Origin of the sequence: Bacillus sp. NPDC094077 (assembly GCF_050279465.1) — a bacterium.
In the GTDB taxonomy this organism is placed as follows: domain Bacteria; phylum Bacillota; class Bacilli; order Bacillales; family Bacillaceae_G; genus Bacillus_A.
The window spans coordinates 60,493-76,608 of record NZ_JBNNUF010000007.1; the positions used below are offsets into that span (position 1 = coordinate 60,493).

Below are 16,116 nucleotides of genomic sequence, written 5' to 3' on the forward strand. Positions count from 1 at the left end.
CTCTTATTTAATGTAATTATGAAATTTTTTTATAAAAACGTTTGATTGGATAAATACCTCAAACATTAGTTTGAGGTATTTATTCCCTTCAGAAACGCCTTTGTCTGCTTCAGGCTAAGTATACTGGCCGGAGAGGCCATATCAAACTGATAGCCGTGACCTGCCTCTATCTCGTCGGGATCGAAAAACAAAGAGGTGACTGGGATGTCTTTTTCTTGAAGTGCAGCGACGAAAGTTCTAGCTTGTGTTTCAAACGAATTCGTGTTGCCGTCAGTTACAAATGTAGGAGGGAAGTCTTTAGTGATATACTTTGACAGATTTAAGACATCAAACTTCGGATTGTCCATCCAGTTCTTATCACCCAAAATGCCCCAGCCCATACGTTTGATTATGAATTGTTGCACAGGCTTTAGATTGCTATGCTGAAATGCTGTAATATCGTAGGGGGCGCTATATAGTAATAAGCCCTTAATTGTATTCGTCAATACGGATTGCGGGACTCCCACGAGATTTGCATATTCGGAATTGGTTTGGATCAGGGCAAACTCCCCGGCCAAGAAAGCTCCCGATGAGGAACCGGCCAAAATCACCTGCGATGGGTCCAAGGGGTATTTTTGAGCTAGCTGCTGCAAATAAGACAATACCTCGCCGACTTGTTTCGTCTGATCAAACAAAGTGGCCCCTGGCGCTAACTCGTAATTCATGGATACTACAGCAAAGCCTTCTGAGGCTAGCGCCCTTGAATAATCGGCAGCCATATACTTGTCTCCAGTAATAAAGCCTCCGCCATGGATAAAGATGATCACAGGCAGCGGCTTCGAATCAGCTTCAGGGAGGTAAAGGTCCAATTTATTTTCTTGGTACTTGGATGGATATGAAATGTCAGAGAACACCTGAGTTTGTGTCATAAGAGCGGGCAAATCGGATGGGTGGGAACCAAAATTTTCAGGATTATGCTTACTGGCCAGCATTTGGAGCACCCAAATGCTCGGCTGAGGTGTCCAAATGGTGAAAGTAGCCGTGATTAGAGCAATCGTCAAAACAGCAATCCCTGTAAACTTCATTAATTTGAAGTTGCGCTTTTTTTCTATTCGTTGGTTGGGTACTTGTACTTGTGTCATCGGTTAACCTCCTGCATCCATGTCTTTGGTCTGAGCATAGCCGGTTATTTTTAATATGAATTTCATAGACGATCTCGTTTATGTAATTATATCACTTCTAAACTGAATCATAATTCAAAAACTTATTCAATTAAATGGCCCAATCTGTGGAACAAAAAAATCTTGCATATCAACACAGAATTTTTAATCAAACTTTATTAAAATGAAAAATCTTTATTTTTCATAATCGACCTTTGTTTTAAATGATCAAACTTTTTCCAGACACAAACTTCCCCTCCAACTAATTCCCCCTCTCCACAAACCGCCCAAACTCCTTCAAAAACCTCAACTTAAAACTCCCCACAGGTCCATTTCGATGCTTCGCCACATGAATCTCCGTCATCTCTTTCTGCATTGTTTCCTTATCGTAATAATCTTCACGATACATAAGCATAATCACATCCGCATCTTGCTCAATCTGTCCCGTCTCTCTTAAGTCAGATAATAGAGGACGCTTATCTTGGCGTGACTCTACCGAACGAGACAATTGCGACAACGCTACTACACAAACATTCAAATCACGTGCTAATAACTTAAGCTTACGCGAAATCTCACTAATCTCTTGAAATCGATTACCTTTATGCTTCGAATCGCCCGTAATAAGCTGCAAATAATCTACAATGACTAAAAGCTTTTTATCACTGTGCTTCCTCTTTAACTTACGAGTTTGCATCCAAATATCCTGCACCGTAACGCCTGCATGATCATAAATCTCAAATGGCAACTCACCAATCTCCGCAAACGCCTTACTCACCTTTTCCCAATCTTCCATCGCAAAACGGTGCTTCGGATTTTTCAGCCTACCTCCTGATACTTCACCTACGCAAGACGCCATCCTTTTTAACAATTGCTTACTACTCATCTCTAATGAAAACAATCCAACCGCCGCTCCAGACTTCGCCGAATGCAGTCCAACATTTAAAGCAAACGCAGTCTTACCCATAGAAGGACGTGCACCAAGAACGACAAAATCACCTTCCTGTAATCCGCACGTCATTTTATTTAACGATGTATAACCAGTCTCAATACCCGTAATCTCTTTCGCATCTTGATGAAGCTCCTCATACAAATCAACTAGCGCATCCTTCAAATCAAACTCACATACGCAGTCCTTTTCCTCTAACTCACAAAGTGCCGTAATCGTCTCACCAATAATTTTCTCATTCTTCTCTGCAATAAGACGCTCTCCCATCTTGTGTCCAAGAACACCAGCCTGATACATTTTCCAGGCACCTCGAACAAGCCCCTCGTAATAAGAGAAGTTGCTAGTAGTAGGCACAGCTTCCATTAACCCTATAAAATACTCCATTCCCCCGATCTCCTTCAAAAAACTCGGATCTACCCTAGAAATGAATGTCACAAGATCAATCGGTTGCCCCTCTCCTTCCATTTTTCGCATTAACTGAAATATAGACTTATGCACTGGCATAGAAAAATACTGCTCCGTCAAACGGCACTCCTTAATAAGCTCTCCATCAAGTAATAGAGAACCTAACACCGTCTTTTCCGCCTCCACATTTTGAATACTCATGGCCGCCACCCGCGCTCCGCTAAAAAGCGCTGCAACTCTTCCTCAGACGGCGCATTCTTCTCCCACTCCTCACACCTCACCAAAAAATCCTCCGTCTCCCCCGTACTAACAGACGACCCTTTCTTTCGAAAATTTGCCGTATCCGCCTCAACCTCAGACACTTTCGTAAATCCTTTCGCGTGCCACCCACGCAAAATCCCCTTCACATAAGCAACCGTCCGCTTATTATTCTCATACGCAATTTGAAGAGCCTTCAGCACAAGTTCCTCTGACAAATCAACCATCCACGCACTCAGTTCCTCTACCGTATGAGGAGACAAACTACCAAAATGTTGCTCATAAAACGTGTACACCTTACTTCCCGTTTCCTCCTCTATGAACTCTTCTTCCTCTGTCTCCTCGCAAACTGGATCAACATCATCAGCGGCCAAATCACCAGGCATACCGAAATGCGCTAAAAGCATCGGAACACTCAGCTCCTCCTCCGCACACTTCTGAAGAAACATATGTACAAACTCCTTATTCTTCACACCCTTAAGCTCACGAAGCACACACTTCTCCACATTCGTATTCGTCACAGGATTATAACGAAGCCAATTTAAAATAAATAACTCCCTCGTCTCCTCATCATAAAGAACCTTCCCATAATCAATAAAACGCTGCACCAACTTATCAACCGTCTCCCTGTTATAACCCGTCTCCATCTCAGCTAACCGCTTCGGAAAAGGAAAAATCCCACACTGCGTCGTCTTCGAACAAGTTAACAAATAAATATAAAAATACCGCTCCTCCGGCGTCAAATCCAAAACAAAATCATCCTGCCAAAAATTCACCTGCACATTACGATACACCGCCATCCCAATTCCTCCCGTCTCCATTCAAAAATGTAAAGCCCCTTTGTACTATATATAGGAAGGAGGGGTGGGTTTTTGGCGTATTATTTCAAATTTTTTTTGACTACTACTACGGTGTTTGTTCTTGTAGTTGTTTTTGTTTTGTTTTTTCTTAGTGATTTATTACTTGGTAGGGGCTTGGGAGGGGTATATAAGGGGCTAGTTATCGGTTACTTCGATTAGGAAGACTCGATCTGAAAAGCCGCCTCGTTCTTCTGCTTTCTTTTTACGGATTTCGTTGATTTCTTCAAGTGTTGTGTCTTCGGATAGGATTCTTGTTGTGGGTGTTTTTCCGTTAGCTTTTATTATCTGTGGGATTTTGTCTCGGATTAGTTTGTTGTAGGTTGGCATGTGGGTTCCCTCCGTTTGGCTTTTCTTCTATTATAATGGAAAAAGCAGTTTAACTAATTGTTAAACTGCTTCATTGCTTCTTATTAATTAATATCAATCTTTTCTACTAACATTGCTGGGATACTAATTTCTCCACCCATAGTAGATGTATAAGTATATATACCTGCTGATTTCCCTTTAACAGTAACATTATCATTTTCTAGCACTCTTGAATTGATAATATCACTTTTATAAGCAACGTATAATACTTTATCATAATTCCCACTAACTGCTATTCTTAATTGCGTCTCGCCTTTTCCTTCCATTACTTGAAGGACTTTTCCTGTAAATTTAGCTTTCTTTCCTTTAAAATCATCCGGTGTTCTCGCTAATTGATCATATGTAATTCCTGTTTCATATCCAATTCGCTCTTCTTCCTCTTTTGCTGCTTTCTCCGCTGCTGCTTTCTCTGCCGCCGCTTTCTCTGCCGCTGCTTTCTCTGCCGCTGCTTTCTCTGCCGCCGCTTTCTCTGCTGCTGCTTTCTCTGCTGCTGCTTTCTCTGCTGCTGCTTTTTCCTCTGCCGTTAACTCTTTCTTCTGCTCAGCTTTAGCTGGCTTAGCCTCTTCTGTCTTTTTCGTATCCTCAGAAGTCACACCGAATAAAATAAACATCGCTATTACGCCTATTCCATAGAACTTTAGTACACTTTTTCTATTTCGTTTTTCTTCTGCTCCCCATCTAACTACTAATTGAGGTTTAATAATCCCAATAATTAATGCTATTAAGCATACAAAAAATAATAATGCAAATAAAGTATTCAAATCGCTTAACCCTCTCATTCCTTAATCTAATTACAATTCATTTCATAAAAACTATATATTCCCATGTTTTAATATTTTTTCAACAAAAAAACATTTGATTGATTTGTCAGATAATAAAATTAAAATTTTTCAAATGAACTACCTATAAAAACACTAATAAAAGTAATAACAAAAGAATTTATATTACGATGATACTCAATGAAAAAAGAATAAAGTATGATATGGAGAATGGTTTTTAACCTTAATAAAAAAAGGACAGCTTCCCTATTTGAGGAAACCGTCTACTTATGGACTACATTTTATTCATAGCTTCTTTTATATACCGTTCCTCCTCACTTGTAAAAAGAGCAGGGAATTCGGCCATTGGGATTTTTGATTGTTGAATTACACTCACTACATCCCTTTGAGATACATCAAGATAGTCAGTTATCTTTTCTATTAAATTGAAAAATTCCTTCAAGGCAACTTGGACATCATGATGACTTGGATCCTTCTCCTCTTCCTTATATCTTTTCAACTGCCCTATCACATCCATAAATCGCCAATCAAACTTTTCTTTTAATTCCTTATTATTATAAAACGCTTGAACACTATCCTTTGAAAAGCGTTCCTCTAACCATTCTTTATTTTCCTTCTCCCATATAAAAGTTTGCAGAAACGAAGAAAATAAAGCGATATCCACCCGCTCTTCCTTTTGAAACTTCTTCGTCATCTCATCCATATGCGAAAGTACCTTCACAATTCTTTCTTGCTCTGCCAAAAGCAATTCCCTTTGAAAATGCATTTGCCTTAAAAATTCTTCCATCTCTATATCACGCTGCAATATAATATTTTGAATTTCTCCAAGTGAAAAACCAAGATGCTTAAACGATTGAATTTGCTGCAGCACATACAAATCATCTTTCGTATATAACCGATGCCCACCCTCAGTATAATCGCTCGGCTTTAATAAATTAATCTTGTCATAATAACGAAGCGTCCGCACCGTAACATCCCCAACACTTGCAAACTCACTAATCATTCACGCCACATCATCACCTACTCCGATAACTTCTCTTTCACATACTGAAGCATATGAGAAAAACTCATCTCATTCTGCCTACAATATTGAAACAAACCTAAAACAAGTAATAAAAAAGGAACATTACCTCTATAACGATTTTCATACTCACTAATACCATCATAAAAGTACTCATACTTTCTTTTTCGTAAAACGATATAAACCGCAATAAACAACACTGCGATCATGATAAAAATCCTCTTTCTCCTTATCTCCACTTCTTGTTTCATTATCTATTCTCCTTCCGATGCATACTTATCTTCTTTAAATAACGGAATTCGAATGAAATAACAATATGGTTCATCGCATATTACTTTCCACGCAACAATGATTACTTGAACTACCTCAAACACAAATACAATCCAAAGCAAAACATCACTAATACGCGAACTCACATTAAATAGAAGAAAGATTAACAAATGAAAATTAAATGCTTTTCGGCAATGATATTTGTACACTTTATTTTTACGTGCCAGCATGATGTACATGAGTAGTGGTGAAAAGATTCCTATTGCGGCTGAGAGTAGTAGCATGATGATGGTATTTCTTTTTTCTTTTGTGGTGGTTTTCATGGTTGGCTTTGTCCCCCTTTTTTGATTGCTCTTCTTTAGGTTAGGGGGTGACGTTGGGGGAGGTGCAAGAGGATTATATAGAAAGAATTTAGTATCAATAATATAGATAAAATTAGACCTTTACCTTGACAGGGTGGAGGTCATATCATTTAAATTTTACATCCACTTTATTTACAAATAAAAAGAAGAGCATATACCTCATATGCTCTTCTTCCCATAGCTAACAATACACTTTATCCAACTAATATCTATCTAATATATTTAATAATTGCATCTATAATTTAATAGCATCAACTATTGAATATCCACCATTCTTAACAATTTCTCCACTTCACCTAAAACTCCCATCGTTCCAGGAATATCAATTCCCCCTTTTCCATCAGCCACTCTATAATCCTTCACCACAGCAACCGTCATATACTTCCCATTGCCAAACCTAGGTTTCTCCACATTAAAAGAATAATTATGACTTCGTTCAATCAGCGCTTTACTCCACTTATCCCTAAGTTCTTTTCTTCTATCCCTATCCGCAACATGTATCTTAAAACATAAACGTCCTTCTTCTAACTGCAAATACTGCCTGCAATCATTACCCTCTTGTTCACTCCACCATAACGCATAGAACCCGCCATTCGGATTAGCTACATATCCATATTGACCTTTGATCCCACTTTGCTTTAACTCCTCATAAAATCCTTCCCAAGCTTCGCCTTTCCACTCGCTTAACGGCAGTGTCTTATATGAATCATATTTTTGATCTATTTCTCTTAAATAAAAATAGTAATCTAAAAATATTTGATTTTGAACGCCTCTATCTATATTTTCTTGTAAAAATTCAAGCATTTGTTTTCTTGTAAACAACATATACTTTGCATCAATCACTGCTGAATAATCACTTTGATTACCTATTTTATAATAGATAGGCAACAGGTCATTTTCTTCATATTTTTTTAATTTCATTACATTTTCATAATAGCGTTTCAATTGATTAGAATGTTCTTTTGTATACGTTTTATCTTCAATTAAAATAGCCTGATTACCATTAATTTCAACAAGTATATCTAAACCTTTAAATTGTTTCGTAACCTTAATTTCTTTAATAGCGGCTGGAAAGGCCTTTTTATGTAAGTCATATATTCTTCTAATAAAACCTATACCAGCTTCATGTAAGCATTCATCAGTTTCTTTATAGACTGGATTCGCCCACTCTGCTAGCCAACAAATAAAAGCATCTTGCGACAACTCACTTGTTCCATGTGAAAATAAATTCGGTCTCTTATCCATTATTTAATCCCCTTAGTATCTAAACTCTATTCTCCAACATTTAATACTTCTAAAACCTCCCTAAACAACACCGATCCTCTCCCAACAACCAACTCCAAAGCAACCTCTTTAACTCGCCCATCTCTCCCCACCATAACAACCCCATTCTCATAATCAACCCAAATCTGAACATCCTGCACATAATAGCTCTTAACAGAAGAAGCCTCATCCAAATTACGATGATCCAACTCAACCTTAACTTGCTTCGTAAAGCGACGTAGCGTTTTCCAAAGAGTTCGTTCTTCTTTAGATTTCATAAAGAGTTCCGGGAGTTCTTGTACTTCTTTTAATAACGACATAGTTGTTATTGTGTATGTTTGAATGCCATATCCTACTGGGCGGATGAGGTGATCTAGTTTTTTCCATGGATCTAGTTCGAAATATACATACTCATCATTTTGTTGCATTTGAATGTGTTTGATTTTTGCTACGTATTGAATACCACCTTTTTCTCCATACCATTTTTTCGGTGCATATAACGCTATGTACTTCGCTTCTTGCCATCCTGGTTTTAGCTGTGTGACTGGTAACTGATATAAGCCTTCTTTCCTATATGTTTCATAGTCATTTTCAGTTTTCACACTGCCCACTAATACTTTTTCTTCTAGCGAGGAATGCCATTCTTCTTTTGTTCCTCTTGGAAGAATGCCTTCTCTTATAATTTCTTCTGGGCTTTTTTCAATGAGATGATCTAGAAATTGTTCGACTAATCTTGTTGCGTTTGGTAAGAACGGGAAGCCACCGATATTTACTTTTTCAATACTTTTATAAAATGGATGATTCTCGTATTCCTCCTCTTGATTCCATGGGAATAATACGTACGCCCCGTAAGCCGTCCGCTCAAATGGCCCTTCTTGTTCTACTACTAATGCGTCTCTGTAACGATGCATTGTGTTAATGTCTTCTTCCATCGGACCAGGGGTGCCATACTTCCTTTTGTAATGGGCCTTTTCAGCAAAATCAATTCGATATTTCGCATCAAAAATGTATTGGTATTGATAACTCTTTCCCTTTTTCTCAATAGCGAGCATCGTATCTGGTTTTTGTGTAACTGTTGGCAGTCCACTGTTTCTTTTCTGGAAGTAAAGTTCTATTACTTCATCTGTCTCAGGATGTTTGAACGTTCTTTTGGCAGTTTTACTTTCATCAAGCGTTACGTATAAACCATCTTGCTTAATTTGAATAACGTCTTGATGAAGCGGTATATATTTTTCAGATAGAATTTGTCCGAGTTTTAAATACGTCCAGTATTCGTATAGCCTAGCGACATCTTTCACCGACATTTTAAAAATTTGTCCTCGTAATGTTAAACCTCGCGATAACATTAAGAAGATTTGATACGCATCTCTATAGCCTGCCGCCATTTGGATAACGAGTGAAAAAACTGATCGATCTAATTTTCCGATTCCTCTCCAAAATGGATCGTTCAATTCATTTTTCATTCGATACTTCATATTTTTTACACGTTCCAGCAAATCTTCATCAATTATATCCCGCCCAAATCTAGATCTTTGCTCTAACGCCTTAAGCAAATCATCTATTTTATGTACGACTCTTTGAATCATCCATTTAATAAATCGATTTTCCAGCGTATCATACGACACTTCCTTATAAGCTGTAATACCTTTAGTTGGGATATCGTTTTCGCCTTGCAACAAGTGTGGTCGCTTTCGCAAATAGTTCATTCCGACAGAATCCAATTTACGAATTTTTTCTCCACGTACAAGTTGATACCTAGTCATAAGCGTATGATGCGGTTGTCTTTTAATATGAGAGATCGACTTCATAAATCGCTCGAAGGAATCATTTAAAATACGATAAAACTCACTCTTTGATGGATTTGTAGCGTAAATTGCAGATGCTCCTAAGTAAGTTCTCTTCAGTAAATGAAACGCTAAATTGTAAATTTCATCATTTACTTCATCTAATAAAGCTCTGTAATCATCCTTATAATCAAGCTTTGCCGGAAAAACTTCAAATGTAACGATTAATAACGTGTCTTTATCATCTTTAATTTCAAATGTTGTATTTCCTACTTCATTCGGAAACGAAAGATTCCCCATCAACACATGAAGTGAACCCATTTGAATGGAACTAACTTGCTTTCGAAATCCCGGGTGTTCATGATAAAAGGAAAGCTGCTTGTTATTTTTCGGAACAACAACAAGCTGATAACTTCTATTTTCAAAAAAGATTGGCGGATGTTCGTTCCATTCATCTAACCTCTGCAATCTCGCATCAAATACAGATACGGATTCCCTCTTCCCATCTACATGAAAATACATCATTTCATCTGCGTTTATAGCGTGATATTCTTTTAAACTCTCATATTTTTCATGATAAGGATTTCCTTTAATCGTCAATGATAGCTCCTCTGTTTCAATCTTAACTAGTTCTATCTCATTATTAGATCCAGAAAGAGGTGAAACCATCATACTCGAACCTCCTTAACATATGAGACAGCTTATTAGCTGAACGAGGATATTTAGCATATGAAGCGTCATTATTGCCACTATCATATTCTTCATTTGCACATAATACATACAATTGCTTTAATACCTCTTCTGTTCTTCCATCGCTCCCTGCAAGACGCGGTAAAATCTTTTGATATATTTGATAATCAAGCGCTTCATCAAACGATAATAACTTCCCTTTTTCGTTATATGCCATATAGAAACAAATTTCATCTCGTATACGATATCCAACTTGAGCTCCAACTGATTCAAGTATTTTATTTATTTCTATTAAAATGGTTGAGATATTTCTCACAAGATCTTCGTTTTCTTTAAAGCATTCTTTTAAATGGAGATACTCGGTTTCTAAGGAGCCATTAGAAACAATTTCAGGTTCCTTCTCTTCTATATCCATTAAAAAATTAAAATAATCTAAGTTAACGGTATTAAATTCGATTGTATTCGCACGATCTAATACTTTCTTACTTAAAGGATGTGTCGTTTCATCCATGTTTACCGTTCCGGTAATATATACATTTGATGGAATTGTAATATGCTTATTAGCAATTGATTCTGGAAGTACTGGTGACGTAACGATTCTCCCATCTTTCCATTTACGGCTCTCAATTACGCTTAAAAAGTCACTAAAATAGTACTCCACTCGAGCTAAATTCATCTCGTCCAACACTACAAAATAAGGTCGATTCGGATTGTTGTCTGCATCTTCAAGAACTTTAATTAACGGTCTTTCTTGAAATTCCCCTTGAAGATTCACATAACCAAGTAAATCAGAACTATCACTCCAATCAGGTCGAACCGGAATAAGTGTAAATTGTCCATTCTCTTCCGTAGCACCTAAACTCTCCGCAAACCACTGAACAATTTTCGTTTTCCCTGTACCTGAAATACCTGATAAAATCACAAACGGCTTCGTCTTTAATGAAAGGAAGAAATTAATAAGATCCTTTTTCTCATAATAGAAACCTTTACTTTGAATATAAGAAGACACATGATCGATAATGGACTGTTGATCTAAATACACTTCTTTCCTCTCATAAATCATTTCATATTTCGTTCCTTCCTCTTTATAAGCTATGAATCCCTCATAATAGCGAAGCATTTCTTCCAAGTCTTCTACTAACTCTCTTTCGCTTGGCATTTTATTAACATCATACGCAATATAAGCCGCTGTTGAATTTGCATATCCCTTTGCTTTTTGGCTTATACCTAGGAAGATTTCATCATCTTTCTTCACTTTTGGGGACATATGTATTTGTTCACGAATCTCTTCCTTAATTTTTTGCATCTCTTCTTTAGTTGTTTCCGTCACACCTTGCGCCAACGTTAAATATAATCGTTCCATATCTTCACTAAATAAATAAACGATATAATAACCTCTCTGCGTGGATGTCGTAATGTCTTTATTCATGATCGCCAGCCATGGAACAGCAGCCCAATTCCCTTGTCCAATTGACCCTGTGACAACATACTGATTATGATCAATAAATGGTAACCGCGTTATTTCCGTCGTCATTTCATGTCTAACAACCGATCCCATTTTATGACCCGCAAATCTTTCTGTTCTTGCCTGTAAATACTCATCCATAACCGTTAAAAACTTTTCACGTAAATTATTGTTCATACTACCGCCCTTTTCTCCATCATCTTTTACATATTGTTCAACAGGAACCCATTCATCATTAATCAGTCCTACTTGTTCAAGCCAATCTAGTAAGTTATTCGTACGCTTTTTCGCAACTGATTCAACCATTAAATTAGCTCCTAATGAATTCCGGACAATTGTCATTCCTAACTCCACTAAAGCTGCTTTCTTTTCATCTTTTGAAAAGTTCTTTAAACCCCCAAGAACCAATAAAGCATGACGGAAATATTCCTCTTTTAAAACTAGCTGTGCAATGTAGGCATTCTTATCTTCCGATTGAACATATTCGTTTAATAGAAGCTTGTTCATTTCATGAGATTCATTCAAAAAGCCCAATAATCTCAAATCCTGGCGCGCGTTAGATTTCACTCTATATAAATTTTCATCCGTTTGTTCACGTAACTTACTCGGATTGTATGTATCATTCATTACCTCCTCTAAGAAGAGCATGACTTTATCATATTTTTCACTTGGTAGGTTATTGGTTTGGAATTCTTTAAATATAATAGCTCCCGATTCCATTACATTCACAAATGGAAGCTGTGAAAAGAAGGCTAACAAGAAAGCATTACATTCACTTGCTTGCCCGAAACCCTCACTCTTTACCGTACGTGTATCAATAAATTTTTGCCAAGCGTTCTTAAGAAGTTCAAAACTCATTTTAAAATAAGATGGTGCTTCTTCTTTTTCATATTGCTCACGTGAAATTCTAATTTCAACGTCGAATCCTTCATCATCCTTGTTTATAATCAAATAAGTTTTATCACCTTGAATATTTTCAACTTGCTTCGTTGATTTAGCCAATTCAATTATGAGTTGATCTAACATTTTTATCCCCACCGTTACAATTAATTACAATTACTACTATTTTACCAAACTATGTATAAAAGAAAAATCATACGCCATACCGTATGATTTAATAATTCTTATTCTCCCCTACCAAATTTCTATACTCCTGACTACTCTCCTCAAGAAACACCCTACTCCCCCCACTATTCTTATAAAAAGAATTCCAACCCCGCTCCCTCAAAATCCCCTTCCAACTCTCACTCTCCACCATCCTCTTAATAATACTATCCCAATAAGCAACCTCTTCCTCCGTCATATCTTTCGGGCCCATAATTCCTTTCCAGTGCTGGAATACAACGTCGATTCCTTGTTCTTTCCAAGTTGGAATTTCTGGTAGTCGGTCTAGACGTTTTGGTGCGGATACGGCTAGTATTTTTATTTTGCCGGATTTGTATTGTTTTTCGGCTTCGGATAGGGTCATGGTTGCGGCGCCTATTTGTTTGTTCGTTAGGGCGTTTATGATTTTTTCTTTGTTTTCGTAGACAAAGAATTCTAGTTCGGCAGGGTTTATGCCGAAGGCTTTGCTTACTTGTACGAAGGATAGGTGATCGTCGTTTCCTAGGCCTGGGGCAACGCCGATTTTGAAGTTTTTCTTGTCTTGTTTTAGTTGTTCCATTAGTTGTTTTGCGTTGTCTATGTTTGAGTCTTTTGATACAACAACGACTTCCCAGTCTGATGCGAGTAGCGCGAGCGGTGTGAAGTCTTTATATGTTAGTTTACTGTAGCCTAGTAGGTTGTTCGTTATGAGTAAGCTTGAGTTAATCGCAAGTACGTGACCGCCTTTTTGTTTCGTATATTTCCATCCGACATCACCGCTGCCGCCTACTTTGTTTGTAACTTTGATTGGTTTTGTGAAGATTTTTTCTTCTGTCAGCGCTTTTTGCATCGCTCGTGCTGTTAAGTCCCATCCGGCGCCCTGAACATTCGGTGCAACGATTTCTACTTCTTCTATATTCACCTTATTTGCGTGAGTTTTTTCTGAGGAACAACCAGCTATTACTCCTGTCATGATCCATATACATAGTAATAATCGTTTTTTCATCATCCTCTTCCTATTCGATACTTTCGCTCTGGTCGTCCGATAATGCCGTATGTGTACTCTACTGTGCATTCGTTTGTCGCTACTAAGTATTCTAAGTATCTTCTTGCGGTTGTTCTGGAAGCCCCCATTTGCTCTCCCATTTCTTCTATTGTAATTCCCTCTTCGAATCCTTTTATAATTCCTTTCACTTTTTGCAGTGTTAACGGATCTACACCTGTCGGTAAGTTTTTCATGTCTGGTATTTGTGAAGTACCGAAGAAGTTATCGATTAGTGCTTGATTCACTTCATTGTTACTATGTAATAGTTGCTTCTTTCTCTTATAGTCTTCAATTGTGCGAACAAATTTATCTAACGTGACCGGTTTTATAAGATAGTTACTTACGCCATTTCGAATTGCTTTTTCTAACATATGGTTTTCATTCGCCGCTGTAACCATAATGACATCAACGTTTGGAAAATCAGCGTGGATTTTCGGCAATAAGTCTGTACCAATTCCATCTGGTAAGTAAATATCTAATAGAAGTAAATCAATTTCTTCTTTTTGTAGTAGTTCCATCGTTTCTTTTGCGTTCAATGCTTTTCCGATAACTTTTACGTCCTTTATTTTTGATAAAAACTCCTCCTGAATTTGCGCTACGCGGAAATCATCTTCTGCAATTGCAACCTTCAACATATGTCCATCCCCCTGTTTGTCATTTACTTTCTCTTAATGTTTTCGGAAGGTAAATTGTAAAAATAGCTCCCCCATTTTTCTCGTTCTGAATCTCAATTGTTCCTTGTAGTAAATCTACCATTTCTTTCACGTTTGCTAGCCCGTAACCACGATCGTTTCCTTTCGTTGAAAATCCTTTTTGAAAAATGGTACTTATTTTTTCTGCCGGTACTCCTATCCCGCTATCTATCACTTCAAACACAATATCATGCCCAATGTCAGTAACAAAAAATGAGACACTCTTCTCTTCTTGCGTACTTACCGCATCAAACGCATTGTCGATCATGTTTCCAAGAATCGTAATAAGGTGCGAAACTTTTATATGGTCTGGTAACGGATTAAGGGTGCTATCTCCTTCAATATGAAAATCAATTTTCTTCTCAGACGCTGTTCCGAGTTTTCCTAATAAAATAGCTTGTACTTTTGCATCATGAATTTGATGGAATAAAATATGATTTTGGCTTTGATGAATATTAGATTCTTGCTGGATAAATTCAATTGCTTCTCTGTAGTGCCCTAACTGCAATAAACCAGATAAAACAAACAGCTTATTTGTAAATTCATGCGTTTGAGCGCGTAAGTCCTCGGAATATTTTCTTACCTCAGATATTGTGTTCACAAGGTTTTGCAGTTCTGTTTTATCTCTAAAACTACATACAACTCCTACTGTACTGTTATTTTCGAGTATCGGTGTCATGTTTAAAATAAACACTTTATCTTGAAACGCTATTTCTTGATCGTTTTCTAGCACTCTATCCATATGAAAATCAGGTAAAACTTTTGAAATGTGCTGATGCACATAATCACCATTTACCTGCAGCATCTCTTCTGCCGACGTATTCATCATAGTAATAAAACCGTTTTGATCAATGGCGATAATTCCTTCTTTTATAGATAGTAGTATTGCGCTTCGTTCCCGGTATAACGCTGCGATTTCATTTGGTTCTAAACCTAGTGTGTCTTTGCGAATACTACGCGCTAAAAGGATACCACCAACAATTCCAACTAGTAATACCGCTGAAGAAAAGAGTATAATTTCCTTCGTTCTACTCAATATGTTAGATTCAATACCTTTTATTAAAAACTCTACTGTCACAACGCCTACGACTTGATCGTAATCTCCGTTATGAACAATAATTGGCGCCTTCGCCATTAAAGCCGGACCACTTTCACCATTTCCTTCGAGCGTATAATATCCTCCAAAAGTGAGCGCTTCATAGTTGTATGGATTGTTACTCTTTGTTCCAATCAACTCCGAATTCGAATGCGAATACATAACCCCATAACGATCTTCTACAATTACATAATCTGCACCAGCCTGCTCACGAACTTGTTCCGCAATGGATTGAATGGTACTTTTATGCTCATTATATTGAAAAGCATCTTTTATAGCTGGCATAAAGGAAAGAGATTTAGCCGTTTGCAGAGCTAACTGTTCCACTTGACGTTTCGTATCAACGGACTGAATGTATACAAATATTCCCGCTAACAGGAGAACGACAAATAAAATTAACGTAATAATTAAGCCTAGTATTTTCGTTTGTAATGACACTTTGCCTGATTTCTTCATCCTTCATATCCTTTGATAAAATATTCAAAAATATCAATCTCCTTTTTCTATTATTATGACAAAACTGAAAATGAAGCAACTACTAAAACTCTCCATGTACATAAAGTACAAAAAGAATAAAATTGTCATAATATTG

Annotated in this window: 14 protein-coding genes; all 14 read right to left on the minus strand. The window is 37.3% G+C overall.

Annotation, left to right across the window (positions count from 1 at the left end):
• Window positions 1–65: 65 nt before the first annotated feature.
• The 14 genes from ACQKNR_RS17715 to ACQKNR_RS17780 all read right to left on the minus strand — a co-directional run bounded on the left by ACQKNR_RS17715 (window position 66) and on the right by ACQKNR_RS17780 (window position 15,980).
• Window positions 66–1,121, minus strand: a complete 1,056-nt coding sequence (locus ACQKNR_RS17715; RefSeq protein WP_427319174.1) for an alpha/beta hydrolase — start codon at window positions 1,119–1,121, stop codon at window positions 66–68.
• 280 nt (window positions 1,122–1,401) lie between these two features.
• Window positions 1,402–2,691: a replicative DNA helicase gene (dnaB, locus tag ACQKNR_RS17720; protein WP_427319176.1), complete on the minus strand. Its 1,290-nt coding sequence runs from the start codon at window positions 2,689–2,691 to the stop codon at window positions 1,402–1,404.
• Window positions 2,688–3,548 carry a DnaD domain-containing protein gene (locus ACQKNR_RS17725; RefSeq protein WP_427319178.1) on the minus strand — a complete coding sequence of 287 codons (861 nt, stop codon included), beginning with the start codon at window positions 3,546–3,548 and terminating at the stop codon, window positions 2,688–2,690. The genes dnaB and ACQKNR_RS17725 overlap by 4 nt, the downstream gene beginning before the upstream one ends.
• 195 nt (window positions 3,549–3,743) lie before the next feature.
• A complete protein-coding gene (locus ACQKNR_RS17730; protein WP_427319180.1) occupies window positions 3,744–3,935 on the minus strand; it encodes a hypothetical protein in 192 nt (63 codons plus the stop codon).
• 83 nt (window positions 3,936–4,018) lie between these two features.
• The gene (locus ACQKNR_RS17735) at window positions 4,019–4,735 is read right to left on the minus strand and encodes a hypothetical protein (protein ID WP_427319182.1); all 717 of its coding nucleotides are present in this window, start codon (window positions 4,733–4,735) and stop codon (window positions 4,019–4,021) included.
• A gap of 292 nt (window positions 4,736–5,027) precedes the next feature.
• A complete protein-coding gene (locus ACQKNR_RS17740; protein ID WP_427319184.1) occupies window positions 5,028–5,756 on the minus strand; it encodes a MerR family transcriptional regulator in 729 nt (242 codons plus the stop codon).
• 17 nt (window positions 5,757–5,773) lie between these two features.
• Window positions 5,774–6,025, minus strand: a complete 252-nt coding sequence (locus tag ACQKNR_RS17745) for a hypothetical protein (RefSeq protein WP_427319186.1) — start codon at window positions 6,023–6,025, stop codon at window positions 5,774–5,776.
• 3 nt (window positions 6,026–6,028) lie between these two features.
• The gene (locus tag ACQKNR_RS17750; RefSeq protein WP_427319188.1) at window positions 6,029–6,367 is read right to left on the minus strand and encodes a DUF4870 domain-containing protein; all 339 of its coding nucleotides are present in this window, start codon (window positions 6,365–6,367) and stop codon (window positions 6,029–6,031) included.
• 294 nt (window positions 6,368–6,661) lie between these two features.
• Window positions 6,662–7,651 (minus strand): PD-(D/E)XK nuclease family protein, encoded by a 990-nt coding sequence (locus tag ACQKNR_RS17755; protein WP_427319190.1) that lies wholly within the window; start codon window positions 7,649–7,651, stop codon window positions 6,662–6,664.
• 26 nt (window positions 7,652–7,677) lie between these two features.
• Window positions 7,678–10,122: a DUF2357 domain-containing protein gene (locus ACQKNR_RS17760; RefSeq protein WP_427319489.1), complete on the minus strand. Its 2,445-nt coding sequence runs from the start codon at window positions 10,120–10,122 to the stop codon at window positions 7,678–7,680.
• Window positions 10,097–12,634: an MrcB family domain-containing protein gene (locus tag ACQKNR_RS17765; protein ID WP_427319191.1), complete on the minus strand. Its 2,538-nt coding sequence runs from the start codon at window positions 12,632–12,634 to the stop codon at window positions 10,097–10,099. The genes ACQKNR_RS17760 and ACQKNR_RS17765 overlap by 26 nt, the downstream gene beginning before the upstream one ends.
• Before the next feature lie 88 nt (window positions 12,635–12,722).
• Window positions 12,723–13,697 carry a tripartite tricarboxylate transporter substrate binding protein gene (locus tag ACQKNR_RS17770; protein WP_427319193.1) on the minus strand — a complete coding sequence of 325 codons (975 nt, stop codon included), beginning with the start codon at window positions 13,695–13,697 and terminating at the stop codon, window positions 12,723–12,725.
• Complete coding sequence (locus tag ACQKNR_RS17775) at window positions 13,697–14,371, minus strand: response regulator (protein WP_427319195.1); 675 nt, start codon at window positions 14,369–14,371, stop codon at window positions 13,697–13,699. The genes ACQKNR_RS17770 and ACQKNR_RS17775 overlap by 1 nt, the downstream gene beginning before the upstream one ends.
• 19 nt (window positions 14,372–14,390) lie before the next feature.
• Window positions 14,391–15,980: an ATP-binding protein gene (locus tag ACQKNR_RS17780; RefSeq protein ID WP_427319197.1), complete on the minus strand. Its 1,590-nt coding sequence runs from the start codon at window positions 15,978–15,980 to the stop codon at window positions 14,391–14,393.
• Window positions 15,981–16,116: the final 136 nt, after the last annotated feature.